Source organism: Actinacidiphila yanglinensis, assembly GCF_900107965.1.
Lineage (GTDB): Bacteria > Actinomycetota > Actinomycetes > Streptomycetales > Streptomycetaceae > Actinacidiphila > Actinacidiphila yanglinensis.
This window is the reverse complement of the sequence record NZ_FNVU01000004.1, coordinates 153,903-176,866: the sequence shown is the minus strand read 5'-3', so window position 1 is coordinate 176,866 and position 22,964 is coordinate 153,903. Positions and strand designations below refer to the sequence as shown.

The 22,964-nt window shown below is 73.7% G+C and carries 16 protein-coding genes, 1 tRNA gene and 1 riboswitch; of the genes, 7 read left to right on the top strand and 10 right to left on the bottom strand.

The genetic code is table 11. The features are described 5' to 3' along the window. Nucleotides 1–51: 51 nt before the first annotated feature. From C4U44_RS10655 to C4U44_RS10625, 7 genes are all read right to left on the bottom strand, one after another. Nucleotides 52–2,616, bottom strand: coding sequence for a DUF3376 domain-containing protein (locus tag C4U44_RS10655; protein WP_103885459.1), 2,565 nt, complete (start codon nucleotides 2,614–2,616; stop codon nucleotides 52–54). A 587-nt stretch (nucleotides 2,617–3,203) separates the two neighbouring features. Next, a tRNA-Thr gene (locus C4U44_RS10650) sits at nucleotides 3,204–3,277 on the bottom strand. A 109-nt stretch (nucleotides 3,278–3,386) separates the two neighbouring features. Beyond that, nucleotides 3,387–4,979, bottom strand: a complete 1,593-nt coding sequence (locus C4U44_RS10645; RefSeq protein ID WP_103885458.1) for an alpha/beta hydrolase — start codon at nucleotides 4,977–4,979, stop codon at nucleotides 3,387–3,389. Nucleotides 4,980–5,075: 96 nt separating this feature from the next. Beyond that, on the bottom strand, nucleotides 5,076–6,437 hold the full coding sequence (locus tag C4U44_RS10640; protein ID WP_103885457.1) for a hypothetical protein: 1,362 nt from the start codon (nucleotides 6,435–6,437) through the stop codon (nucleotides 5,076–5,078). Nucleotides 6,438–6,713: 276 nt separating this feature from the next. Further along, nucleotides 6,714–7,031, bottom strand: a complete 318-nt coding sequence (locus C4U44_RS10635; RefSeq protein WP_160145011.1) for a winged helix-turn-helix transcriptional regulator — start codon at nucleotides 7,029–7,031, stop codon at nucleotides 6,714–6,716. 143 nt (nucleotides 7,032–7,174) lie between these two features. Then, on the bottom strand, nucleotides 7,175–8,401 hold the full coding sequence (locus tag C4U44_RS10630) for a DNA polymerase III subunit delta' (protein ID WP_103885455.1): 1,227 nt from the start codon (nucleotides 8,399–8,401) through the stop codon (nucleotides 7,175–7,177). 426 nt (nucleotides 8,402–8,827) lie between these two features. Next, a complete protein-coding gene (locus C4U44_RS10625; RefSeq protein WP_103885800.1) occupies nucleotides 8,828–11,113 on the bottom strand; it encodes an asparagine synthase-related protein in 2,286 nt (761 codons plus the stop codon). A gap of 866 nt (nucleotides 11,114–11,979) precedes the next feature. Here C4U44_RS10625 and C4U44_RS10620 point away from each other — a divergent pair. From C4U44_RS10620 to C4U44_RS10610, 3 genes are all read left to right on the top strand, one after another. Beyond that, nucleotides 11,980–13,395, top strand: coding sequence for an MFS transporter (locus C4U44_RS10620; RefSeq protein ID WP_103885454.1), 1,416 nt, complete (start codon nucleotides 11,980–11,982; stop codon nucleotides 13,393–13,395). A gap of 81 nt (nucleotides 13,396–13,476) precedes the next feature. Then, nucleotides 13,477–14,253: a tRNA (guanosine(46)-N7)-methyltransferase TrmB gene (gene trmB / locus C4U44_RS10615; RefSeq protein ID WP_235032013.1), complete on the top strand. Its 777-nt coding sequence runs from the start codon at nucleotides 13,477–13,479 to the stop codon at nucleotides 14,251–14,253. Between the two features lie 53 nt (nucleotides 14,254–14,306). After that, nucleotides 14,307–15,803, top strand: coding sequence for a PrsW family intramembrane metalloprotease (locus C4U44_RS10610; RefSeq protein ID WP_103885452.1), 1,497 nt, complete (start codon nucleotides 14,307–14,309; stop codon nucleotides 15,801–15,803). 34 nt (nucleotides 15,804–15,837) lie between these two features. Here C4U44_RS10610 and C4U44_RS10605 read toward each other — a convergent pair whose 3' ends face one another. Further along, nucleotides 15,838–16,449, bottom strand: a complete 612-nt coding sequence (locus tag C4U44_RS10605) for a MarR family winged helix-turn-helix transcriptional regulator (RefSeq protein ID WP_103885451.1) — start codon at nucleotides 16,447–16,449, stop codon at nucleotides 15,838–15,840. Between the two features lie 384 nt (nucleotides 16,450–16,833). Here C4U44_RS10605 and C4U44_RS10600 point away from each other — a divergent pair, with 384 nt between their 5' ends. The 3 genes from C4U44_RS10600 to C4U44_RS10590 are packed head-to-tail and all read left to right on the top strand — an operon-like array spanning nucleotide 16,834 to nucleotide 19,773. Continuing rightward, nucleotides 16,834–17,826, top strand: a complete 993-nt coding sequence (locus tag C4U44_RS10600; protein ID WP_103885450.1) for a helix-turn-helix transcriptional regulator — start codon at nucleotides 16,834–16,836, stop codon at nucleotides 17,824–17,826. Between the two features lie 55 nt (nucleotides 17,827–17,881). Beyond that, nucleotides 17,882–18,805: an MmyB family transcriptional regulator gene (locus C4U44_RS10595; RefSeq protein WP_103885449.1), complete on the top strand. Its 924-nt coding sequence runs from the start codon at nucleotides 17,882–17,884 to the stop codon at nucleotides 18,803–18,805. Then, nucleotides 18,802–19,773: an MBL fold metallo-hydrolase gene (locus C4U44_RS10590; RefSeq protein WP_103885448.1), complete on the top strand. Its 972-nt coding sequence runs from the start codon at nucleotides 18,802–18,804 to the stop codon at nucleotides 19,771–19,773. Before C4U44_RS10595 ends, C4U44_RS10590 begins: the two co-directional genes overlap by 4 nt. A 178-nt stretch (nucleotides 19,774–19,951) precedes the next feature. On the opposite strand, the gene C4U44_RS10585 is transcribed toward C4U44_RS10590, so the two are convergent. After that, nucleotides 19,952–21,034 carry a M23 family metallopeptidase gene (locus C4U44_RS10585; RefSeq protein ID WP_103885447.1) on the bottom strand — a complete coding sequence of 361 codons (1,083 nt, stop codon included), beginning with the start codon at nucleotides 21,032–21,034 and terminating at the stop codon, nucleotides 19,952–19,954. A 12-nt stretch (nucleotides 21,035–21,046) separates the two neighbouring features. Further along, nucleotides 21,047–21,184, bottom strand: a riboswitch (cyclic di-AMP (ydaO/yuaA leader). A 393-nt stretch (nucleotides 21,185–21,577) separates the two neighbouring features. Here C4U44_RS10585 and C4U44_RS10580 point away from each other — a divergent pair. Further along, nucleotides 21,578–22,204 carry an N-acetylmuramoyl-L-alanine amidase gene (locus C4U44_RS10580; RefSeq protein ID WP_103885446.1) on the top strand — a complete coding sequence of 209 codons (627 nt, stop codon included), beginning with the start codon at nucleotides 21,578–21,580 and terminating at the stop codon, nucleotides 22,202–22,204. On the opposite strand, the gene C4U44_RS10575 is transcribed toward C4U44_RS10580, so the two are convergent. Then, nucleotides 22,191–22,844, bottom strand: a complete 654-nt coding sequence (locus C4U44_RS10575) for a DUF4240 domain-containing protein (RefSeq protein WP_103885445.1) — start codon at nucleotides 22,842–22,844, stop codon at nucleotides 22,191–22,193. The genes C4U44_RS10580 and C4U44_RS10575 overlap by 14 nt on opposite strands. Nucleotides 22,845–22,964 lie beyond the last annotated feature (120 nt).

Genomic DNA, 22,964 nt, shown 5'->3' with positions numbered 1-22,964 from the left:
CCAGCCATGTCACGCCGGGACGCCCCGAACATCACAGAGGTCCGGCTCTACCTAGAGGACGATCACGAGGACGATGATCGCCACAATGCCCGCCAGCAGAACCAGGTAGCCCCCGAGCGTCCTCCAGAGCAACGTCCTGCAGAGTCTCTTCGAGGCGCCGATCAGGCCGTGCGGGGACCTGCCGTGCGACCACGCCTCCCAGACGTAGGCCCAGACCGAGAAGGCGATCTGCCGGACCAGCCACCCTCTGTCTCTGGTCGCCCACCGCAGGCTGGAGTCGCCGGCTGCTTTCACCGTCGCGCGGCGGTTGTCGTCAAGCAGCTGCGCATTTGTATTCTTCTTCAGCTGCGCCAGGCTGTCGCGGACCGAGGCGATGGCCGCGTCGGCCGAACGACCTGTCTCGGCTTTCAGGATGGCCCTTTGGAGTTCCATCTCCTTGGCCAGGACGTCGCACTCAGGCATCAGAAGCGGCAGCAGGTGGTGGACCGCGTCCATCCGCCCCCACAAGAAGTCCGACTTCCGCCACTCGTCGTCGATGAACGCGCCGAAGTGGTGGAACCGGGTGCCGTAGAGCTTTCGGTCGCCCAGGTCCTCCGCCCAGTCCTCGTTGAACAGGGGCCCGACGCTGTCGGGCCCCAGACGCAGGAACTCGAAGCGGGGGGTGAGCTTGCCGAACACCTTGGCCGGGGGCGCGAAGGTCTGGGTCAGCACCTCCACCCGCAGCGCGAGGGAGATCACCTGCTTATCGCTCCACTTCGTCGGCGGGGCCGCAAGCGTGGCACCGTCACCGCCCGCGGAGGGTGTCGGGCCGGCCTTCCTCAGCGCCTGCGCGAACTGATTGGCCGCATCCCACACGAGCTCACCGGTCTCGCAGTTCACGTTCATGTCATGGAAGACGTCTTCAACCAGCCGCACCACCTGCTCCTCGCTCAGATCGATGCCGACCGGACGTCTCCGGGCCTCCTCGGCGATCACAGCCTCCGTGATCGCGATCACGCGGCGAAGATGTCTGTCGATGACTTCTGCCTTCTCCATGAGGACCTTCCGGGTGTCCCCGTGCTCGCGTCGCCCCTTCGCGTCGGAAGTACGTTGGAGGCGGGCCTGCAGGTGGTTGCCGAACGTCTGCAGGACTCGTTCTGCCACGATCAGCCCCCACCGCCAGAACTTCGTGTCGCCTCTGCCAGGGTTCGCGATCTCCGCGGGATGGTTTGAGGGGCACCACCGCCACTCCTTCCCCTCGTCGAGGATGGCCGTCAGCGCCTGCGGGCTCGGTGTCTGCGGAGCGGCCAGGACGGTCGCAGCATCCGTATCGGTTCCGACGGCTGGCCGGAGAGCCAGCAGCAGGGCGGCGAGCCGGCTGCGCCGATATTCGCCCAAGAGCCCCTGCGCTTCCGCCAATCTGGGGGGCTCGGGGTCCAGGGCGGCATGCTTCGTCCAGCCGACACCGTCGCCATTCGCGGCTTCCGCGAGAATGAGCCGCTCGAAGAGCTCGTCACGGCCGGCCAGCCCGCTCGTGGCAAGCCGGTCCTCGAGTTCTTCCACGCTGGCACGGAAGTTGGCCTCCTTGGGGTAGTTCGTAGCACTCCACAGTGTCGCGCCGAGGGAGATCTCACCGCTTCGCAGGCCCTTGGCCCGCTCCTCGGCCACCTGGCCGCTGGAGGGTACGACGTAGACGACCACGCGCTGCACGGCGCGCGAGGCCACGCGCTTGGTGATGGCTTCCAGGACGGATCCGAAGGGTTCGTTGTTCAGCACGCCGCCGTCCATCACGCTGCTCGCCGGATACCGCCGGACGTCGTCCGGAATGATTCGGCGGTCGAGTAGCGGGGACTCGTCAACGGGCTGAAACGCGCCGGGGAAGCTCGCTGTTGCACGACCGGCAAGCGTCAGCTGCGGCTCGGCCTCTCTGTCGAAATGATTCTTCTCCCCCTTCTCACAGGGGCCGAACGCGTAGCAGCCGTCCTGCTGCTTCCGGTACGCATATTCTCCCGGTTTGCTCTCGAAGCGATAGACCCGCCGGTGGTCCGCGACGCTGAAGATCCGACCGTAGCCGTCCCGGTAGTTCCTGCAGCGGCCGTCCAGAGCGGTGGCGGTGATGAACAGCGTGACGTCGCCGCCGTCTCTATCGGAACCGTCCCCGATGGACTTCAGTGCCTTGCCGATCTCCTGCTCGAAGTACTGTCCGTTCAGTACGGCGTTTTCCTCCGCAGTAGCCCCCGCCAGTTTCTGTTTCAGCTTCGACGGCCGCTTCAGGAGTTTGTCCAGTGAGGCCGAGGACTGCCACATGTCCCGCAGGTCGGGGAGGGTGGCATTGCGGGCTGTCGCGGTGGCGAGGAAGAGGCCGTTGAGGCCGCCCGCGGAGGTTCCTGACACGATGTCGATCCGTACCTCCTTGTCCATGGACCCGGCCAGGTCATGCCAGATCTTGAATACTGCACTGTCCCGTGTGGTCACCTCGCCTTCGGAATCGCCGGGTCTGGACGCGCGCTGCAGCAAGTCGAGCTCGTGCGTCACGCCGCCCATCCAGACCGCGAGGCTGACGCCACCGTTCATCACCAGCGCGAGACGGATCTGAGTGCCGCGTGGCTGCGCCTGCGTGTTGTTCTCGTCGCTCACGGGAGGCCCTTCTTGGGGAATCGTGCCCGCTCAGGAGGCCCTTCGACCGTCGCAGACAGGTGACGGGCCCGCACCGCGGAAGCTCCCAGGACTCGGCTATTGGGCGGAGCGGCCGACGCGGATCCGCCCGCCAACCCCGCTTCGCGGTCCCCTGCTGGTTGCCGACCTGCTCCCGGGCGACCTCATAGGTCTTGCAAGACCATGAGGCTGACGGTTGGTCGTCGGAGCCCATCTCCAGCCGGGTGGCGCCATCTCGTTGAGGCTGCGGGACCCACCATGCTCCGGGTGTGCCAGCAGGACCAGGAGGCGACGGCCGGGGCTTGTGCAAGAGCAACGTGCGAACGGCCGGACGTTTAGCGGGGGCGAGGGCACACCTTCTCCCGCAGGTTCGCACCGGGAATCGTCGCGAATCTCGTTCCCGCACGGGTCAAACTGCGACCTCGACACCACGCGCAGAACCAAGATCGCCGGACCCGCTCACGCATCTCTCACGCAAGCCGTTCGCCGCCGTCCGAACGGCCGGACGCGACACCCCCCAGAAATGCCAAAAGGCCAGGTCACGGGCTATGTGACCTGGCCTTTGCCGGAGCCGCCTTCGGGATTCGAACCCGAGACCTACGCATTACGAGTGCGTTGCTCTGGCCAACTGAGCTAAGGCGGCTTGGTGCGGGGTGCGCCACTGGGCACAAGGGTGTCAGCAGCAGCGGGGGAAAGTCTACAGGGTTCGGGAGGGTGCTCGGGACCGCGGGGGGATCATGGGGAAGGCCAGGTCAGGAGCACTTCTTGCCGGCAGGGGGGACGGTACCCGCCAGGAGGTACGCGTTGACGGCGGAGTCGATGCAGGCCGATCCACGGGCGTAGGCGGTGTGGCCGTCGCCGTTGTAGGTGAGGAGGTGGCCGGAGCTGAGCTGGGACGCGAGGGACTGGGCCCAGGCGTAGGGGGTGGCGGGGTCGCGGGTGGTGCCGACGACCAGGATGGGGCCCGCTCCGTTCGCCGTGATCTTGGCGGCGTGGCCGGTCGCGGCGACCGGCCAGTAGGCGCAGCCGAGGGAGGACCAGGCCAGCGTGGTGCCGAAGAGGGGGGACGCCTTCCGGAAGGACGGCAGGGCCTTCTCGACCTCGGCCGGGGACTTGAAGGCCGGCGGCAGGTCGAGGCAGTTGACCGCGGCGTTGGCGTACATGAGGTTGCTGTACTTGCCGGAGTCGTCGCGCTCGTAGTAGCTGTCGGACAGCTTGAGGAGGGCGTCGCCCTCGCCCTTGGTCGCGTCGGTGAGGGCGTCGCGCAGGCTCGGCCAGGCGGACTGGTCGTACATCGCGGAGATCACACCGGTGGTGCCGAGGGCCTCGGTGAGGGGGCGGGCCGGGGTGCCGGTCTTCAGGGGGTGCGCGTCGAGGGACTTGAAGAGCGCGGTCAGGCGCTTGCCGGCGACGGCGACGGACTTGGTGCCGAGGGGGCAGTCGGCGCGGGCGACGCAGTCCTTGGCGAACGCGTCGAAGGCGACCTCGAAGCCGCCGGCCTGGGTGCGGCTGCTCTCGAGCGAGCTGATGGAGGGGTCCATCGCGCCGTCGAGCACGACGTGGCCGACGTTCTTGGGGAACAGCCCGGCGTAGGTGGCGCCGAGGAAGGTGCCGTACGACTTGCCGACGTAGTTGAGCTTCGGGTCGCCGAGGATGCCGCGCAGGACGTCCATGTCGCGGGCGGAGTCGACGGTGGAGACGTGGCCGAGCAGCTTGCCGGAGCGGCGGTTGCAGGCGGCGTCGAAGGTGCGGTCCGCGGCGGTGAGGGCCTTGATCTCGGCGGTGTTGTCGGGGGTGGTGTCGACGGCGGTGTACGTGTCCATCTGCTTGTCGGTCAGGCACTCCACGGGCTCGCTGCGGGCGACGCCGCGCGGGTCGACGGCGACCATGTCGTAGCGCGAGGTGACCTCGGAGGGGTAGCCGAGGGCCGCGTACTGGAGGTAGTCGATCGCGGAGCCGCCGGGGCCGCCGGGGTTGACCAGGAGGGAGCCGAGCTTCTTGCCCTTGCCGGTGGCCTTCTTCCGGGCGACGGCGAGCTTGATGTCGTCGGCGGCCACGGGGTGGGCGTAGTCCAGCGGGACCGTCATGGTGCCGCAGTCGAACCCGGCCACGCCGCAGCTCTTCCAGGTGATCTTCTGCTTGTAGTACGAGGTCAGGTCCACGGAGGTGCTGGACGCCGACGGCGCGGCCGAGCCGGCCACGGAGGAGGACGTGGAGGCGCCGGGCGAGGACGCGGCGGCCTTGTGGCCGCTCCCTCCCGAGCATGCGGTCAGCATCAGTCCCGCCACCGCCAGCACGGTGGCGGGGACACGGAGCAGTCGCGTGGGGTGCTTGGCGGCGGGCATCGGCGGCTCGGATCCTCCCGTTGGGTGACAGCGAGCGTATCCGGCGTGAGGGGCCCGCGACCGTCAACCCTGTCGCCTTTTGAGTGATTCCGGGTTCTACGGGTGGATTCCGGGTGTGGCGCGGGGTCTGCCGGGCATCGTGGAGGTGTGCGGGTGCGGTGAAGGGTGGGGTGAAGGGGTGCGGGGCGCGGCCCGCGGGGTTCGCCGGGGTGCGGATGTGGGTGCGGTGGCGGGTTTGTGGACGGGTGCCGGCGGGTGGGTGGTGTGTGCGGAGGAGTGCGGGGAGGCCACGGGAGTGCGCGTCCGTTCGCGGGCCGACCGGGAGGTCGGCGCGGTGACGGAATGGGGTGCGCTCGGGGACGTGCCGGTGGTCGCGGTGCCGTGCGGGGTGCCGTCGGCGGGTCCGGTTCCGGTGGGTACGGCGGTCGGTGCGGCCGACGTGCCCGGTGCGGTGGGCGCCGGGGTGAGGTGCGCCGTCGGGGTGCGGGCCGGGCCGTCCAGTTTCTCGGTGAGGTACGCGGCGACCTGGGCCAGTAGGTCCTGCGCCCGGGGCACCCCGTCGAGCAGGCGGACCTGGTCGCCGGTGGGCCGGAGGGACGTCCGCAGCCGTACGCCGGACGCGCGCTGCCCGGCCTCGGAGGCGGTGGATGCCAGCAGGAGGGAGGGATAGCGGCCGGTCGGCCGGGTGAGGGAGGGATAGCTGCCGGAGATGCCGGCGGCGGCCGCGTAGCGCCCCGGATGGGACAGCGCCTCGCGGACGGCGCAGGGTGCCTGGGTGCCGATCCCGATCACGCCGCGCGCGGCCCGGCCGGTCAGGGTCCGGTAGTGGGCGGCCACTTCGGTGAGCACGGCAGCGGAGTCGGTGCCGCAGGCGGGAGGAGTGACGAGCAGGAAGGAGTTGGCGAGGTGGTGGGCCGCCTGGCCGGCGAAGGCCGAGTAGAGCGCCGTATCGACGAAGGAGGCGGCGGAAGCGGCGGAGGGGGAGACCGAGGTGGAGGCCGAGGGGGAGGAGTCGTGGACGACAACGACGGGATAGGCGATGTCGGCCGCGGCCGGGGTCGTGTAGTGGCGCGGCAGCCAGACGCGGGTGCCGTCGCGGAGTTCCTGCAGGGTGCCGCCGCCGGGGCGGCCGAGGGTGCGCAGTTCCGGCGGCGGGGGCGCGGGTTCGGGCGTGCGCGCGGGTGGTGACGGTCGGCCGCCGGGCTTGCGCGCGGCCACCGCGCGGGTGCGGACCGGGCCGGAGGCAGCGTCGTGCAGCAGCGGTACGGCGACGGTCGCGGCGACCAGCGCGGCCACACTCGACGCGCCCGCGCGCAGCAGGGTGCCGCGATGGTCGACCGGCAGCTCGTACACGCGGCCGGCTCGCTCGCCGTACCAGTGCCGCAGGGCCCGCAGCGCCAGCACCGCGCTCGCACCGGCGGCCAGCAGCAGGAGGAGGACGAGTACGGCGTCGGGCACGGCGGAGCCCCTTCGGGACGGCTGCGGCCCCGCGGGGACACGGCGAGCGGCGGGGACGCTGCATGCACCTTGCATCCGCGGGCGCCCGGCGGGCGGGACCCGGGTGCGCGGGGGGCGCGTGATCACCCGAAGGCAGCACAACGGGGCAGGTCGCGGCCTACCGAGGCGTGCCGTCGTGCCATGCGGACCCCGTCGCCCCGACCCGTACCGGGCGGACCCGTCGTGCCAGCCCGTGCCGTCCGTTCCGGGCCGTTCCGCGCCTACCCGCCCTTCCGGTCAGCCGGAGACGGGCTCGGGGGCGGGGCGGGACGCGTAGTCCTGGCGGGCGGTGAGGATGTCGGCCATGTGGTGCTCGGCCCGCACGCGCATCGACTCGAGCAGGGCGGCAGAGTCGCGGCCCGAATCGGTGAGGGCGTACTCGCCCCGGCGCGGGATGGTCGGGTGGACGGTGCGGATGACCAGGCCGTCGCCTTCGGGGTTGCGCAGCCCTTGGGTGGGGGACTTCTGGGTGATGCCGTCGAGGCGGCGGCGCAGCTCGCCGGACCGGACCGGGCTGGAGGCGCTGGCCGCGCTGGTGGACGAGGGCAGCCGCACGTCTCGGCGACGTTCCCGTTGCGGGACGCGGCGAAGGCGCACGCGGAGCTGGAGTCGGGAAAAGGTGGTGCTGACCGTGAGGTGAGCCCCGCGGTGCCGGAGTGGGGCTCGGCCGACGGAACGGCGGGACATCCCGGGAGCGGTCAACCGGCGCGCAGGGCCAGCGTCATGGCCTCGACGGCGAGGAGCGGCGCCACGTTGCGGTCGAGGGCGTCACGGCAGGCCAGGACCGCGTCGATGCGCCGCAGGCTGTGCTCGGGACGGGAGGCCCCGGCGATCTGCTCGATGCCGTCGAGCACCTCGACGTTGGCCACCCGGTCGCGGGAACCGCCGAGTTGGAGGTTGAGCACGTCGCGGTAGAAGCCGGCCAGGTCGGTCAGGGCGAGGTCGAGGGTGTCGCGCTGGGTGCGGGTCGAACGGCGCTTCTGGCGGTCGGCGAGGTCCTTCATCACGCCGGCGGTGCCGCGCGGCATCCGCCCACCGGTGCCGGCCGCGGCGCCGAGGGCCGTGCGCAGCTCCTCGGTCTCCTTCGCGTCGACCTCCTCCGCGACGGCCTTCGCGTCCTCCCCGGCGGCGTCCACCAGTTCCTGGGCCGCGCGCAGACAGCCGCCGATGTCGGCGACGCGCATCGGCAGGCGCAGGACGTTCGCGCGGCGGGCCCGGGCGGACTCGTCGGTGGCCAGCCGGCGGGCCCGGCCGATGTGGCCCTGGGTGGAGCGCGCCACGCGGGCGGCGAGGTCAGGGTCGATGCCGTCCCTGCGGGTCAGGACGTCGGCGACCGCCTCCGGAGAGGGGGTGCGCAGGGTGAGGAGCCGGCAGCGGGAGCGGATGGTGGGCAGCGCGTCCTCCACGGACGGCGCGCACAGCAGCCACACCGTCCGGGGGGCGGGCTCCTCGATCGCCTTGAGCAGCACGTTCGCCGCGCCCTCGGTGAGACGGTCGGCGTCCTCCAGGACGATCACCTGCCAGCGGCCGCCGGCCGGGGAGAGCGAGGCGCGGCGGACCAGGTCGCGAGTGTCCTTCACGCCGATGGTGAGCAGGTCGGTGCGGACGTACTCCACGTCGGCGTGGGTGCCGATCATCGCGGTGTGGCAGCCGTCGCAGAAGCCGCAGCCGGGGGGCGCGCCCAGCTTCTTGTCCGGGCTGACGCACTGGAGCGCCGCCGCGAACGCCTTCGCCGCGGTGGCGCGGCCGGAGCCGGGTGGGCCGGTGAAGAGCCAGGCGTGGGTCATCCGCGAGGCGTTGGCGGCGGCGCCGGCGGGCCGCTCGTCGCCGTGGTCGGCCGCCACGAGCGCGTCCGCGGCCTCCGCGGCCGAGGCCAGTTCGGCCACCACGCCGGGCTGCCCCACCACGTCGTCCCACACGGCCATCGTGCCCGCACCTCGCCTCGCGTCCGGCATCCGCCCGGCCGGCGTCTGCTCACCTTGTGCCGCTGCCTGCGGCGCCCCGCGTCCGTGGGCGGCCGCACCCGCTCCCCCATTCTGCGGGATGCCCGCGGCCGCCGGGACGGGTACCCGATGTCCGGCTCCGCGTGTTCACGGGTGCACGCCTCTGCGTGTCCACGGGTGCACGACCGCGGCTCCCCCACGCCCCCAGGTGGACAGGTGCAAAGGTCCGCCCGTCGGCCGCGAGCCCACCCGGCTGCCGGCCGCGGCTCCACCCGCACGCACCCACCCGCACGGACGCTCCGCCCCCGCCCGGACCGGCAACCGGGCTCGCCCGGGCACGCGAACCCCCAGGCGCGCGAACCCCCGGGCACCCCGGCAACCACCCGCCCCACCCGCAACGCCCCGCCCTCACAACGAAAGCCGCTGCACCCCTTCGGCCAGCGCGCGCTGCTCCGGCGCGTCCGCCCCCGTCCAGCACGAACCCCGCCGCCCCAGCAGCCGGCGCAGCCAGACCTCGGTGGCGACGATCTCGCCGAGCCCTTCCAGCGCGAGCACCTCACCGATCCCGGCGCCCCGCCCGTCCGCCGAGGCGGCTGCCGCGGCCGCCGAGGCCGCCGCGCGGAACCCTCCGCGCAGCACCCGCGCGTCGACCAGCCCCGCGTCCGCCAGCAGCGGTGCCTCGAACAGGTCGAGCAGCGGGTCGAGCGCGGCGCGCAGCCCCACCCGGGTCGCCGACGACCAGGCGGCCCCCGGCGAACTGCTCCCCCAGCCCGCCGGCAGGCCGTGCACGCCGGCACCGGACAGCGCCACCCGCAGCACCTCCGCGCGGGCCCCCGGGCGGACCCGGAGCGCGCCCGGCAGCGCCTGGCAGGCCCGTACCACCTGGTTGTCGAGGAACGGCGCGTGCAGCCGCTGGCTCGGTACGGTCGCGGCCTGCTCCAGCACCCGGTAGTCCGCGGCGTGCCGGGCCAGCGCGGCGCGGGCGCGGCGCTCGCCGGGGCGTTCCAGCGGCCAGGGCCGGCGCGCCGCCTCCTGGAGGCGAACCGATACTTCGGCCAGTGCCTCGCCGGTGAGCCAGCGCGCCGCCGGCCCGGACCGTACCCAGACCATCGCGGCCAGCGACGCGGTGAGCGCGCCGCCGCCCGGGCCCTCCGGCCCGCCGAGCCCGAAGTCCCGCCGCAGCAGCGCCGCCGCGACGTCCTCGACGCCCTGCCGGTACGGGGTACGGGCCAGCCGTCGCGCGGCGCGGTAGACGGTGACCGGGACGGTCACGGAGGTGAGCGAGCCGGAGAGGGTGCCGCCGCCGTCCGCCCGGGTGAGCGCGGCCACCGGGCGCAGCAGGTGCCGGCGGCGCCGGTCCATCAACAGGTCGGCCAGGCGCGCCGGGTGGGCGTCGAGCACCTGCCGGGCGCCGTGGCCGATCAGGTGGTCGGCGCCGCCCGCGGCGAGCCGGCGCCGGTGGCGTTCGGCGCTGACCAGCGCGGGGCCGGGCTCGTCGGTGAGCGCGCCGATCCCGCCGGAGCCGTCGGACCACCCGGAGAGGAGGTCGGCGTACGGCAGCGCCTCCGGGCCGCCGGGGACGACGATGTGCCGCAGCCGGGGGTCGGCGGCCATCTCCCGGGCCCGTTCGAGTTCGGCCGCCGCGCCGTGCGGCCCGTCGGCGCCGCCGCCGGCCAGGTCGTTGAAGGTGACCGCGAGCAGCCGCTCCCCGGCCAGCGACCCGGGCGCACCGGGCAGGGTGCCGGGCATGCCGGGCAGCCCGGCGGCGAGCAGCGCCAGCGTGGAGGACGCGATGCCGCCGGACAGGTCGGCGCCGATGCCCGGCGCCGGTCCGATCCCGTCCAGGGCGCCGTCGGGCACGAAGCGGGGCTGCGCCAGCCGGACCCGCACCGCGTCCAGCAGCGCGTCGCGCACGCCCTCCACGGCGGCCAATCCCTCGGCGGCGCTGGCCGGTTGATGGCCGGCGGCCAGCGACGCGGTGGGCTCGTAACCGGTGATCTCGGGTGCGCCGTCGCGCAGGATGAGCGCGTGCCCGGGCGGCACCCGGCGCACGCCCAGGTACGGCGTCCCGTCGATCAGCGCCTCGGGTGCGTCCGGGCAGGCCAGGGTGGCCGCGAGGTGGGTGACGTCGAGACCGGCCTCGATCAGGTCGGCCAGCGGAAGGGCGGCCGTGGCGTAGGCGGTGCCGTGCTGCCAGCGGGTGTGGAAGACCGGAAGGGCACCGGCAAGGTCACCCAACACGGTGATGCGGCGGCCGAGTTGGAGTACCGCGGCGTAGCTGCCCGGCCAGGCGGTGACATGCCGCAGCGCGCCGCCCCGGGCCGCGACCAGGCCGAGCCGCAGCTCGGCGTCGGTGGCACCGCACCGCCCGAGCACGGCGAGCCGGGCCACGCCCTGCGAACTTCCGTACGGGGCACCGTTCGTGCCGCGGCGCGTTGCACCGCCGTACCCGTCTCCGTACGGGTCGGCACCTGCGCCGTGGGCACCCGAACCGCGCGCCGGGGCACGTCCGTTGAGGTTCGTGCCGGCGTCGGCGTGCACCACCCGCACCTCGTCGGGGCGCCAATCCCCCACCGCCCACAGCGGATCGGGGTCACCCCACAGGAGTTGGGCGCCGACGGGCTGGAGCGCACGCGACCGCGCGCCGGGCAGTGGACCCGCAGTGGCACTGCTCCACCCCACCAACCACCGCATCGCCGCCTCCACAGGCTGTGGACAGCCGGCGTGGCTCGGCTCCGCTCCCAGTGCCGCTCACCCCGCCGGGCCGCCACGTCTGACGTCCGAAAGACCATGCTGCCACGAGGAAGCGCGCGAGGAGACGCATGGGTGCACCAAGGGGCACCGGGTCGCATGCCCGGGCCGGGTGCGAACCCACCCGGAAACAGCGGGCGGGCCGGCCGGCGGCGGACCGGGGCGAAACGTCTGGTTCGCGCCAAAGTCCGCGGCACATGCCGCAGTTGATATGCCTCGCGGGTGCGGGACGAGCCGTCCCCGGGCGGTCGGGAACGGTCACCGAACGTGTCTCGGGCCGATCATGCGCCCGGGAAACACCTTTACAGAATCGGCCACGGGGTCAACGGCCCGGGAGGCGTTCGGACGCCGCCCGGGCCGGTCCGCCACCCGCGGGGATTGTGGCAGCGGAACCCCGTGGCCCGCTCCACCCCGGCATAGCCGCCTGCCGTGGCCCGCGGGCCGACCCATGGGCCCATGCAAGCGGCACGGCACCGAACGGCACAGAGCGCACGGCCGGGCGCACGGCCACATATACCGGGAGCACACGCCGGATCGTGCGCGCATCGCACGCCGGGCGCCCGGGGGCACCCGACCGTTTCCGGCCATCCGGCACAAGCCTCTTAACGGTCGGGATGCGGCGAACTACGCTGGGTGTACCCGGTTCGCACCCGTACGCGCGGCTCGGGTGTCCGGCACAGGCACCGCACCCGCCGCACCGCGGCTTCCGCGGTGGCTGAATCGGGCGCCAGGGGAGGGTGACCCCCGTACCCCATGACATCACCAGGCCGGGCCGGCCTGCCCCCAGCGGCATCACGAGGTGAACCGCAGTGAACAGAGAACACCGCGGGCCGAACGAGAAGCTCGGCACCCTTCTCGCCATGGCGGGCATCAGCAACGCCGGACTCGCCCGCAGGGTCAACGACCTAGGTGCGCAACGTGGTCTGACGCTGCGTTATGACAAGACCTCGGTGGCCCGCTGGGTCACCAAGGGCATGGTGCCGCAGGGCGCGGCGCCCCACCTGATAGCCGCGGCCATCGCGGGCAAGCTCGGCCGCCCCGTCCCCCTGCACGAGATAGGGCTCGCCGACGCCGACCCCGCACCGGAGGTCGGGCTCGCCTTCCCGCGCGACGTCGGGGAGGCGGTGAAATCGGCCACCGACCTGTGGCGGCTCGATCTCGCCGGGCGGCGCGGTCCCGGTGGCGCGGGGATCTGGCAGAGCTTGGCCGGATCCTTCGCAGTGAGCGCTTACGTCACCCCCGCCTCGCGCTGGCTGATCACCCCGGCCGACGCGACCGTCGCCCGCGACGCCCCCGCGCCCGGCATGGCGCACGTCGGCCACACCGATGTCACCAAGCTCCGCGAGGCCGCGGACGACGCGCGCCGCTGGGACTCCAAGTACGGCGGCGGCGACTGGCGTTCGGGCATGGTGCCGGAGTGCCTGCGGGTCGAGGCCGCGCCCCTGCTGCTCGGCTCCTACAGCGACGACGTGGGCCGCGCGCTGTTCGGCGCGACCGCCGAACTCACCCGGCTGGCCGGGTGGATGGCCTTCGACACCGGCCAGCAGGAGGCGGCGCAGCGCTACTACATCCAGGCGCTGCGGCTGGCCCGCGCCGCCGCGGACGTCCCGCTCGGCGGCTACGTCCTGGCGTCGATGTCGCTGCAGGCCACCTACCGCAACTTCGCGGACGAAGGCGTCGACCTCGCGCAGGCCGCCCTCGAGCGCAACCGGGGCCTGGCCACCGCCCGCACCATGAGCTTCTTCCACCTCGTCGAGGCACGCGCGCACGCCAAGGCCGGCGAGGCCGCCGCCTGCGGTGCCTCGCTGGCCGCCGCCGAGGCGCTGCTGGAGCGGGCCCGCGCCGGGGACACCGACCCGAGCTGGCTCGGCTTCTACTCCTACGACCGGCTCGCCGCCGACGCCGCCGAGTGCTACCGCGACCTGCGCCTCCCGCGCCAGGTCCAGCGCTTCACCGAGCAGGCCCTGGCCCGGCCCACCGAGGAGTTCGTCCGCTCGCACGGCCTGCGCCTGGTGGTCTCGGCGGTCGCCGAGCTGGAGTCCGGCAACCTGGACGCGTGCTGCGCGGCCGGCGTCAAGGCGGTCGAGGTGGCCGGGCGGATCTCCTCCGCCCGCACCACGGAGTACGTCCGCGACCTCCTGCACCGCCTGGAGCCGTACAACGACGACCCCCAGGTGCTCGACCTGCGCGAGCGCGCCCGCCCCCTCCTGGCGGCCCCCGCGTAGGCACGACGGGGCGCCGCGGCGGGCTCCCCCCGTGATCCGCGTCTCGGCCGCCTCCCGCGCCGCCCCCGTAGAATCGGCGGCATTGTGTCGACGTCATCCCCTGCCCCCGCACCTGCCCCCGCCCCCTCCGTGAAGTTCCCGTCCGGTCCCGCCCCCGATCCCGCCGGGTCACGGGGTGAGCACCGCATCCGGAGCTTCCACGCCCGGCGCGGGCGGATCACGCAGGCGCAGGCCGCGGCGATCGACCGGCTCTGGTCGCGGTGGGGGGTGGAGCTGGACGGCTCCGCGCTGGACCCGGGCCGGCTGTTCCCGGCCGGCGAGGGCGGCTCCCGCACCCCGGTCGTCCTCGAGATCGGCTTCGGCATGGGCGACGCCACCGCCGCGATGGCCGCCGCCGACCCGTCGACCGGCATCCTCGCGGTGGACGTGCACACCCCCGGCCAGGGGAACCTGCTGGCGCTCGCCGACCGGGCCGGGCTGACGAACATACGGGTGGCCAACGGCGACGCGATCGTGCTGCTGCGCGACATGCTGCCGCCGGCCTCGCTGGACGGGCTGCGGGTGTACTTCCCCGACCCCTGGCCGAAGGCCAAGCACCACAAGCGGCGGCTGATCCAGCCGGAGTTCGTGACCCTGGTCACCCCGCTGCTGCGGCCCGGCGCGGTGGTGCACTGCGCCACCGACTGGGAGCCCTACGCCGAGCAGATGCTGGAGGTGCTGACCGCGGCCCCGGGTCTCGCCAACCGGTACGGTGCCGGGTTCGCGCCGCGGCCGGACTTCCGGCCGATGACGAAGTTCGAACGGGCCGGGCTCGCCAAGGGCCACGCGGTGCGCGACCTGCTGTTCGTACGGACCTGAGCCGGGTTCCCCCGTACCCTCGCGCGGCGCCGCCCCGCCCCCGTACTGTCGTCATGGTGACGACGTTTTCGTACCCTTCCGCCCCCGACTCCCCCGCCGGGGATGCCGCGGCGGGGGAGCCCACCACGGTGCACTACGGGCCGCGGCGCGCCTTCTGGGAGAGCCGGGCGGTACGAACGGGCGCGCTGTTCACCGCGCTCGCGGTGTGCGGGGTGGTGATCCTCGGGGTGCTGCGGCACCACATCGGCACCGAGCCGTTCCTGGTCGGGATGGCCCTCGCGCTGCTGCCGGTACCGCTGATCGTGTGGGCGTACCTGTGGTTCGACCACGTGGCGCCCAGCCCGTGGCAGAACGTCGTCTTCGCCTTCTCCTGGGGCGCCTGCGCGGCCACGCTGGTGGCGATCTTCGCCAACGAGTACGGCGCCAAGCTGCTGGCCACGGCGTTCTCCGCGTCGCAGACGCAGTCCGACCGGTGGGGCGCGACCTTCGTCGCGCCGCTGGTCGAGGAGACCGCCAAGGGCAGCGCGCTGCTGCTGCTCTACCTCTTCCGCCGCCGCCACATCGAGTCGCTGCTCGACGGGATCGTGCTGGCCGGACTGACCGCGACCGGTTTCGCGTTCACCGAGAACATCCTCTACCTCGGCACCGCCTTCGACCAGGACAAGACGCTGGGCGACGGCGGGATCGGCACCACCGTGGCGACGTTCATCGTGCGGGTGCTGATGACGCCCTTCGCGCACCCGCTGTTCACGTCGATGACCGGCATCGGCTTCGCGCTGGCGGCCACCCTGCGCCCGGGGGTGCACTGGCGCTGGCGCTGGGTGCCGCCGGTGTGCGGCTGGCTGATGGCGATGGTGCTGCACGGCTCGTGGAACGGCAGCTCCGAGCTGTCCCCGATCGGCTTCCTGACGATGTACGTCTCGGTGATGGTGCCGGTGTTCGGGCTGGTGGTGTGGCTGGCGTTCTGGGCCCGCTCCGACGAGCTGCGCACGGTCCGCCGCCACCTGCCGCCGTACGCCGCCGCGGGCTGGCTGCCGGTCGGCGAGCCGAACGCGCTGGGCACCATGCGGATACGCGCGGAGGCCCGGCGCGAGGCCAAACGGCTGGTGGGCGAGCAGGCGGCCCGGGCGGTCCGCGACTACACCACCTTCGCCACCCACCTCGCGTTCCTGCGAGCGGCCGCCGAACGCGGCGCCCCCGAGCCCGACTTCGCCGCGCGGGAGGCCGAACTCCTCTCCCACCTGTGGCACCGCAGGGCGCTGGCGCAGCCCGCGCTGGCCCACGCGGTCGCGCTGGACCGGCCCGCCGTCCGGCAGGGGCCGCCGCCGATCCCGCCGCCCCGCGTCCACGGCTGGGTCCCGCCCGCGCAGTTCGCCGGATGGCCCCCGCAGATGGCGCCGGGCGGGCAGCAGTTCGGGATTCCGGGGCCGACTGGGCAGCCGGCCGACCGGCCGGTGTACGCGCCGCAGCCCCCCGGCGGGCCCGGGCCGTACCCGCCGCCGCCGTACGGCCCGCCGCAGCAGACGCGGCACGAACCGAAGCACCTCTGAACCGTGCTCCGTACGGGACCGTGCGGGCGGTCCCTCACCGCCCGCCGGTCGGGCGCCTCCCTGTCGCGGATGTGCGGGTCGCCGGCGCGGTCCGGGCGAGACGCGGGGGCCGTGGTGCGCGCGCGGCGGCGGGTACGGGCGAGCCGTCGTTCGTGTCCCCGACACTCCCGGCCTCTCCGAGCTCCCCGAACTCCCCCGGCTCCATGAAGACGTCGGGCACCTCGTTGGCGTGCACCAGGCGCCCGAGCAGTACGGCCAGGGCGGCGCGGTCCGGCTCGGCCAGCTCCTCGGGCAACCGCTCGAGCTGGCGGCAGGTCTCGGCGTGGAACCGCTGGGCGAGCGCCGCGCCGCGCTCGGTGAGCTCCACCCGCACCACCCGCCGGTCGACCGGGTCGACCCTGCGCCGCACCAGGCCGCGCCGGGCGGTGCGGTCCACCAGCCCGGTCAGGCTCGACTTCGCCAGCCCCAGCGTCGCTCCGAGCTCGCCCATCCCGTAGGGCTGCGGCATCAGCACGCACAGCAACTGCCCTTGCTGGGGCGTCAGTCCGTAGGTCCGCCCGGACTCGGTGTACACGGCGTTCACCAGGAACGAGGAGCGGACCAGCGCGGTGACGATCCCCATCCGCCCGCCCGCTTCCTTCCCCATCCGGCCAGCGTACGACAGCGCCCGGAGGCGGGGCGGGCCCGCGAAGGCGAAGGCCGCCCGCAGGATGGGGAGATTCCGTGTACGGCGGGACCGCGAGGTGTCCGCACCACGAGCAGGAGGCCACAGTGGTGCGTGCGGGACATGTGAGGCGCGTGGGACGCCGACCGGCACATGAGCCCCCGAGCGCCGCACCATACGCCCCCACTTCACCACTGGAGAGTACTTTCGGGGGATTGATTTCCTGGACGGATTGGGCCTGGAAATCCAGTGATGCCGCTGTAACACTCTGTGCCTGATGGGTCGATTCTCGTCCCACGGGGGGCTCGTGCGCGCGGGGGGACGCCGCTAACGGCAACGCGCGGTGAGCGAGGGAGGTCAGGCCAGATGCATTCCGATTCCGGCGACGATCCGAAGTCCGGGCCAGGCACCGGACACCACACCGAGCCGGTGGGCGACTTGAGGGAAGTCCTGCACGCGGCCACGCATGTCGGGTACCGGCTGGCCATCAACTCCAACCGCCCGGGGGGCTGGAGGAGCACGGAGGCGCACCCGCGCACCGGGACGGACCCGGACGCCGGAGCCGGCACGAGCACGGGGTCGCACCGGTCCTCCGGACAACAGACCGCCGCGGTCGACCAGTTCAGCGGGCCGTACGCCGGCGCGCTGATCCTGCGGGAACTGGCGGCCGGGCTGAGCGAGTCCGTGGACACGCTCTACCAGGTCCCGCCGCCCCTGGACCGGACCGGTGCGCAGTGGCGGCTGGAGGCCGACGCGGCACCCGCCCGGCGCGGGGTACGGGTCCGCGCGCTGTACCCCCGCGCGGTGCTCGGCGACCCGGCGGGCGCCCGGTTCCTCCAGGAACTGTCCGAGGCGGGCGTCATCGTCCGGGTGGTCGACCACACCGCGCACGACATGCTGATCTTCGACCGGCACACCGTCTGCCTGCCTGCGGAGTATCCGTCCGCGGCGCCTGCGGGGCCGGGCTCGCCGGTTCCGCTGCGCCCGGCGCGTCCGGTCGGCCCGGCGGGAACACCCGGCGCGCCCGGCCCCTCCCTGCTCCGGGTCCGCGGCTCCGCCCTGGTCCGCTCGTTCACCGCGATCTACGAGTCGTACTGGCAGCGGGCCACCCCGCTGCCGCTGGCCGGCGCCCGGCTGCGGCAGGCGGCGCTGGGCGAGTTGGAGCGGGCGGTGATCCGGCTGATGACCAACGGGTACGGGGACGACCGGATCGCCCGCAGACTCGGCATCGAGCGGCGCACGGTGGAGGATGTGATGGCCGCGCTGATGGAACGCCTCGGTGCCGGCAGTCGTTTCGAGGTCGGATACAAGCTCGCCCGCGCGCTGGACCCGTCCGAGCTCTCGCCCGGGGCCGGATGAGGGGCCCGGTGGGCGACGTCGGTGGAGGGGGACGCCGTTGCGCGACCGTCAGGCCATGCGCATCCTGCTCGCCCGGGCGCGCGCCCGCCAGGACCCGGGCGCCCTCGGCCTCACGCCGCGCGCCGAACCGCGCGGCCGCAAGGTGGCGGGGCTCACCCACGAGCACATGACGCGCCTGCTGGGCTGGCCCGAGCACAAGTACGGCTACGTGGAGCGCGGCAGGCTCGCCACCATCGACGCCGAGGTCCTCGAACCGATCGCCCGGACGCTGCGCCTGACCGAGCAGGAGTGGGAGGCGCTGGTGCTGTACGCGACCGGCGCCCCGCCCGCCTTCCCGCTCGACCCCGAGGTCGGCCGGGTCGTCCCGCGGCCGTGGCGGCGGGTGCTGGCCGGCACCCCGGAGATCGCGTACGTCAGCGACGCGGCGTGGGACCTCGTCGCGTACAACTCCGCCTTCGCGCGGCTGTTCGGGCGACAGGGGGTGCCGGGCAACATCATGCGGTGGATGCTCCTGGACGCCCGCGCCCGGGAGATCCTCGTCGACTGGGAGAACAGCTGGTTGTCGCTGCTGGTCCCGCAGTTACGGGCGGGGATCACCGCGCGCCCGGCCGACCCGACCCTGCGGCGACTGCTCGCCGACCTGCGGCGCGACCCGGTGGTCGGCCCCCGCTACGACTCCCCGACGACGGAGTACGTCCAGCCGCGCGCCGAAGGCGCCAGACCGCTGCTGCACCCCGAACTCGGGCCCGGATGGGCGACGATGTGCGCGGCGGGACCGTTCGGGGTGCCCGGCGGGCGGCTGATGTTCGTGCTCTTCGACCAGGGCGAGCGGCCGGTGCCGCAGCCGCCGATGCAGGCACCGGCGACCGGTCCGGTCGACCCCGACCCCGACCCCGCCCGTGCCTCCGGCTCCGACGTCCCCGGCCCCGATATCGAACCCCCGACCGATCCGCGAACCGCACCCAGTGAGGCGACATGACCATCGAACCCCCGCGCCGGCTGCACGCGTTGACCCCCGCCGTCCACGCGTGGCTGCCCGACGGGCACGGCACCTGGGGCCTGGCCAACTGCGTCCTGGTCGCCGGCGAGGGCACCGCGCTCCTGGTCGACACCCCCTACACCGCCGACCTGACCCGCCACCTGATGCGCCTGTCCGCCCGCGTCCTCCGGCCCGGCACCGAGATCACCACGGTCGTCAACACCCATGGGAACGGTGACCATTCGTACGGCAACGGGCTGTTCACGGCGACCGGCGCCGAGGTGATCAGCACGGACGCCAACACCGAGCACCTGTGCAAGGAGCCGAGTCCGGCCCAACTGGCCGCCCTGGTCGCCGGAAGCGACCCGGGCACCCCGCTCGGCGCCTATGTCACGCGGCACTTCGGCCGCTACGGCGACTTCGGGGTCAGCGAGGCGGTGCCGCCGACCCGTACCTTCGGAGGCCGGCTGGACCTCGATGTCAGCGGTGTCGCGGTGGAGTTGATCGAGGTCGGCCCGGCGCACACGGTCGGCGACCTCATCGTCCATCTGCCGACCGAGGGCGTGGTCTGCGCCGGCGACGTCATCTTCTGCGACGACCACCCCGTGCACTGGGCCGGGCCGCTCGACGAGGTGCACCGGGCGGTCCAGCGCGTCCTCGCGTGCGACCCGCAGGTCGTGGTGCCCGGGCACGGTCCGCTCATGACGCCCGCGGACGTCGGTGTCTACGCGGACTACCTGCTCCAGACCCGCGACCGCATCCACACCGCCCACGCCGCCGGCCACCCGCTCGCCCAGGCCGCCGCGGAGGTGATCGCCGGCGACACCCACCCCCACTGGAAACTCGCGGAGCGCCTGGCCATCCTCACCGCCGTCGAGTACCGCGCCCTGGACGGCGACACCGCCCCGGTCGACCTGATCTCCCTGGTGGACCTGGCGGCCCGCCACACCGACCCGGTCGCCCTCTAGCGCGGACCGCGCCCCCGCGCTCAACGCCCGCGCCGCGGCGCCCTATTGGCCGTCCGGGACGCGGGGGTCCGGGTGCCCGCGAAGGCCGACGGCCCTGGCGCCGGGGGGGATGGTCGCCAGGGCCGCCGGGGCGGTGGAGCGGGGCGCCGCGGGGTCAGGTCCCCGGCGCCGCCGACCCTCAGACGGTGACGTCGTGGGCGCGCAGCCATGGCAGCGGGTCCACCGGGGCGCCGCCGTCGGGGCGGACCTCCAGGTGGAGGTGCGGCGCGGGCACGTTACCCGTCGCGCCCACGCGGCCGATCGTGTCGCCGGTGGTGACACGGCCCTCGGTGACGACCATGGTCGACAGGTGGCAGTACCTCAACTCGGTGCCGTCGTCGAGGGTGAGCACGACCCGGTAGCCGTCGCTGCCGGCCCATCCCGCGGAGGTGACGGTCCCGCCGTGCACGGCGTGCACGGGGGTGCCGGTCGGCGCGGTGAAGTCCTGGCCGTTGTGCAGGTTGGCCCAGGGGTCGGTCTCGCCGAAGCCCGCGCCGAGCGTGGCGCAGGCGACGGGCTTGATGTACGAAGCGGCCAGCAGGGCGAGGCGTTCGGCTTCGGCGCGGGCCGCCGCGGCGGCCTCCTCGCGGGCCTTTTCCTCGGCCGCGGCCTTCGCCGCGGCGACCTGCTCGCGGACCTTGCGCTCGGCGGCCTCGCGGGCGGCCTGCTCGGCGGCGGCCCTCTCGGCCGCCTCCCGCTCGGCGCGGGCCGCGGCCTCGCGCTGGGCGGTGGCCTGGCCGAGGATGCGGGCGCACAGCGCGGTACCGGGGTCGACGGGCTCGGCGACGGTCCCGGTGGTGTCCGCGACCTCCGCGACCTCCGCGACCTCCACGGGCTCGGGGTCCACAACGGGCCGCGTGAGCAGCGCGGTTGACGCCGCGTCGGCTACCGGTGCGGCAGCGGAGGTGGAGAAGGCCGAGGGGGCGGTGAGCGCCGTCGGGTCGTAGGCGGGGACACCGGCCAGCGACGCGCCGCCGCCCGGTACGGCGTCCGGCAGCGGGATCTTCGCGGGGCGCGCGGCGGGCTCGACGGTGGGAGCCGGGGCCAGTCCGGCCGCGCCCGCGTGGGCGAAGGCGGCGAACGCCGGAGTGGCCGTCGCGCCGGGGGCACCTTGCGCCGCAAGGGCGTTGGAGCGCTGGCGCGGAAGTCGGAAGTCGTCCCGCTCCTGGGCGGTGTCGCCCTCGGGCCGGACGGGGGCGTAGGCAAGCTGGTCGGACGCCACGACGGGCGCTCTCCTTTCCTTCCCTCTCGCCTACCGGGTTAGCTGACGGGTTCGGAGGAAGAAGGTCTCCTACGGGCCTGACTACTGCCCGATTCACCCCATTTTCTCGGGTCCCCGGTTCCCGCGGACGGGATTCGGCAAGCGCGCGGTCCGCCGTCCTGGCGGCGGCGGTGACGACCGCGCTGCGTTATCGAACGTTAATAGAGCCGGAGACGTTTTCCAAGCCGAATCGGAGAGTTGGGCGTAGGAACAAAACGCGCAGGGTATACCCAGAGCAGGCAAACCGGTCAGTCGATGTGGCCGGGCGGTGATGTGAGCGTGCATCAGTCGTTATCCGGACGGGGACAGCATGACTACGTTGGGTGAGTGGACGATCTCGGCCCGCAGGCAGCTGGGGCGGGCCGTGCGGCGGGTCCGCCAGTGGCATGGACCTCTGCCATTGCGCGAAGTGCTTGGCAGGCCGCGAACCGGGGCCCCACGATGGGCGAGCCCGACGTTCTTGTCATGGACTCGACCACCCCGCGACCTCTCAGGGAGCCCGCCATGGAACGCCCCAGCAGCCCCCGACTCCCCCACACCCGCCGGTCCTTGCTGCGCGGTGGCCTCGCGCTGGGCGCCGCTGCGGGTACCGCGCTCGCCGGCGAGCTGTGGACCGGCGGCGGCCGGGCCTCGGCGGCCACCACCGTCGACTACCCAGGCGCCGTCTGGGCCCCGGCCAGCACCGCCAACTACACCGCGTCCAACCGCCCCACCACCTACGCGATCGACATGGTCGTCATCCACGTCACCCAGGAGACCTTCGCCGACACCATCACCCTCTTCCAGGACCCGGCCCACGCCGCCGCGGCGCACTACGTCGTGCGGTCCGCCGACGGCGCCATCGACCAGTGCGTGCACGAGCACGACGTGGCCTGGCACGCCGGCAACTGGGACTACAACACCCGCAGCATCGGCATCGAGCACGAGGGCTGGGTCGACGACGCGTCCTGGTTCACCGACGCGATGTACCACGCGTCGGCCGCACTCACCGCCGAGATCTGCGGCAAGTACGGCATCCCGAAGGACCGCGAGCACATCATCGGCCATGTCCAGGTGCCGGGCACCGACCACACCGACCCGGGCCCCAACTGGGACTGGGTGCGCTACATCCGCCTGGTCAACGGCGGCTGACCTCGGCCCGCCCTGCCGTCGGCAGCGGGAAGAGCGCGCTCAGCCGCGGAAGCCTGCGGGCGCACTCCGCCTCGTCGAGGGCGCTCCAGCGGCGCCCCCACGGCCCGTCGGGCCCGGGGGCCGCCGCGTCCGCCGCCACCGCCCCCACGTCCGCCTCAGCCGCCAGCAGCCGCTCGACCGCGGTGCAGAACGACCCGCGCCAGTCGTCCCGGGCGGCGCCGGTCGCGTCGGCGTAGGCGCGGTGCGCCAGTTCGGCCAGCGCGTCCCAGCGCGGCCGGTCCTCGCCCGTCCAGTCCGCGCGGGGCAGCTCGGACAACCGGCGCACCTCCGGCGCCCGCGCGAGGGCGTCGGGGTCGGAGACGGCCGCCTCGTAGACCGGCCGGCCGAGCCCGACCAGCCACCACAGGAAGCAGCAGAACGCGTCGTCGGAGCACCAGCCGCCGAAGATGCGGTCGGCGGCGGCCCAGAGGTTCCAGGTGTGACCCTCGTCGGTGACACACTCCAGGCACGCCTGGAAGCGGACGATGCGCCGGGCCGGGAGCCGGGTGAGCGCGTCGCGGAGCCACGCGGTCCGCCGGGCGGTGCCGGACCCGTGCGTACGGCAGTCCTCGATCAGAGCCCAGAAGGAGTCGGTCTCCATGGCCCCGGACTATGTCAGGGGCCCCGCTGCCGCACGCACAATTCCATGGGGTGGAACACGAGTTGACCGTGCGTCAGGAAGCCTTCCTGCCTCGTGACCGTGTGCGGTCAGCGTTCCCGC

Excerpts from the sequence above, each read along its gene's own strand:
- C4U44_RS10625 (WP_103885800.1), bottom strand. The coding sequence starts at position 11,113 with ATGCGGTGGTTGGTGGGGTGGAGCAGTGCCACTGCGGGTCCACTGCCC.
- C4U44_RS10580 (WP_103885446.1), top strand. The coding sequence starts at position 21,578 with ATGGAACGCCCCAGCAGCCCCCGACTCCCCCACACCCGCCGGTCCTTG.
- C4U44_RS10575 (WP_103885445.1), bottom strand. The coding sequence starts at position 22,844 with ATGGAGACCGACTCCTTCTGGGCTCTGATCGAGGACTGCCGTACGCAC.
- C4U44_RS10630 (WP_103885455.1), bottom strand. The coding sequence starts at position 8,401 with ATGGCCGTGTGGGACGACGTGGTGGGGCAGCCCGGCGTGGTGGCCGAA.
- C4U44_RS10610 (WP_103885452.1), top strand. The coding sequence starts at position 14,307 with ATGGTGACGACGTTTTCGTACCCTTCCGCCCCCGACTCCCCCGCCGGG.
- C4U44_RS10595 (WP_103885449.1), top strand. The coding sequence starts at position 17,882 with ATGCGCATCCTGCTCGCCCGGGCGCGCGCCCGCCAGGACCCGGGCGCC.
- C4U44_RS10590 (WP_103885448.1), top strand. The coding sequence starts at position 18,802 with ATGACCATCGAACCCCCGCGCCGGCTGCACGCGTTGACCCCCGCCGTC.
- C4U44_RS10605 (WP_103885451.1), bottom strand. The coding sequence starts at position 16,449 with ATGGGGAAGGAAGCGGGCGGGCGGATGGGGATCGTCACCGCGCTGGTC.
- C4U44_RS10645 (WP_103885458.1), bottom strand. The coding sequence starts at position 4,979 with ATGCCCGCCGCCAAGCACCCCACGCGACTGCTCCGTGTCCCCGCCACC.
- C4U44_RS10600 (WP_103885450.1), top strand. The coding sequence starts at position 16,834 with ATGCATTCCGATTCCGGCGACGATCCGAAGTCCGGGCCAGGCACCGGA.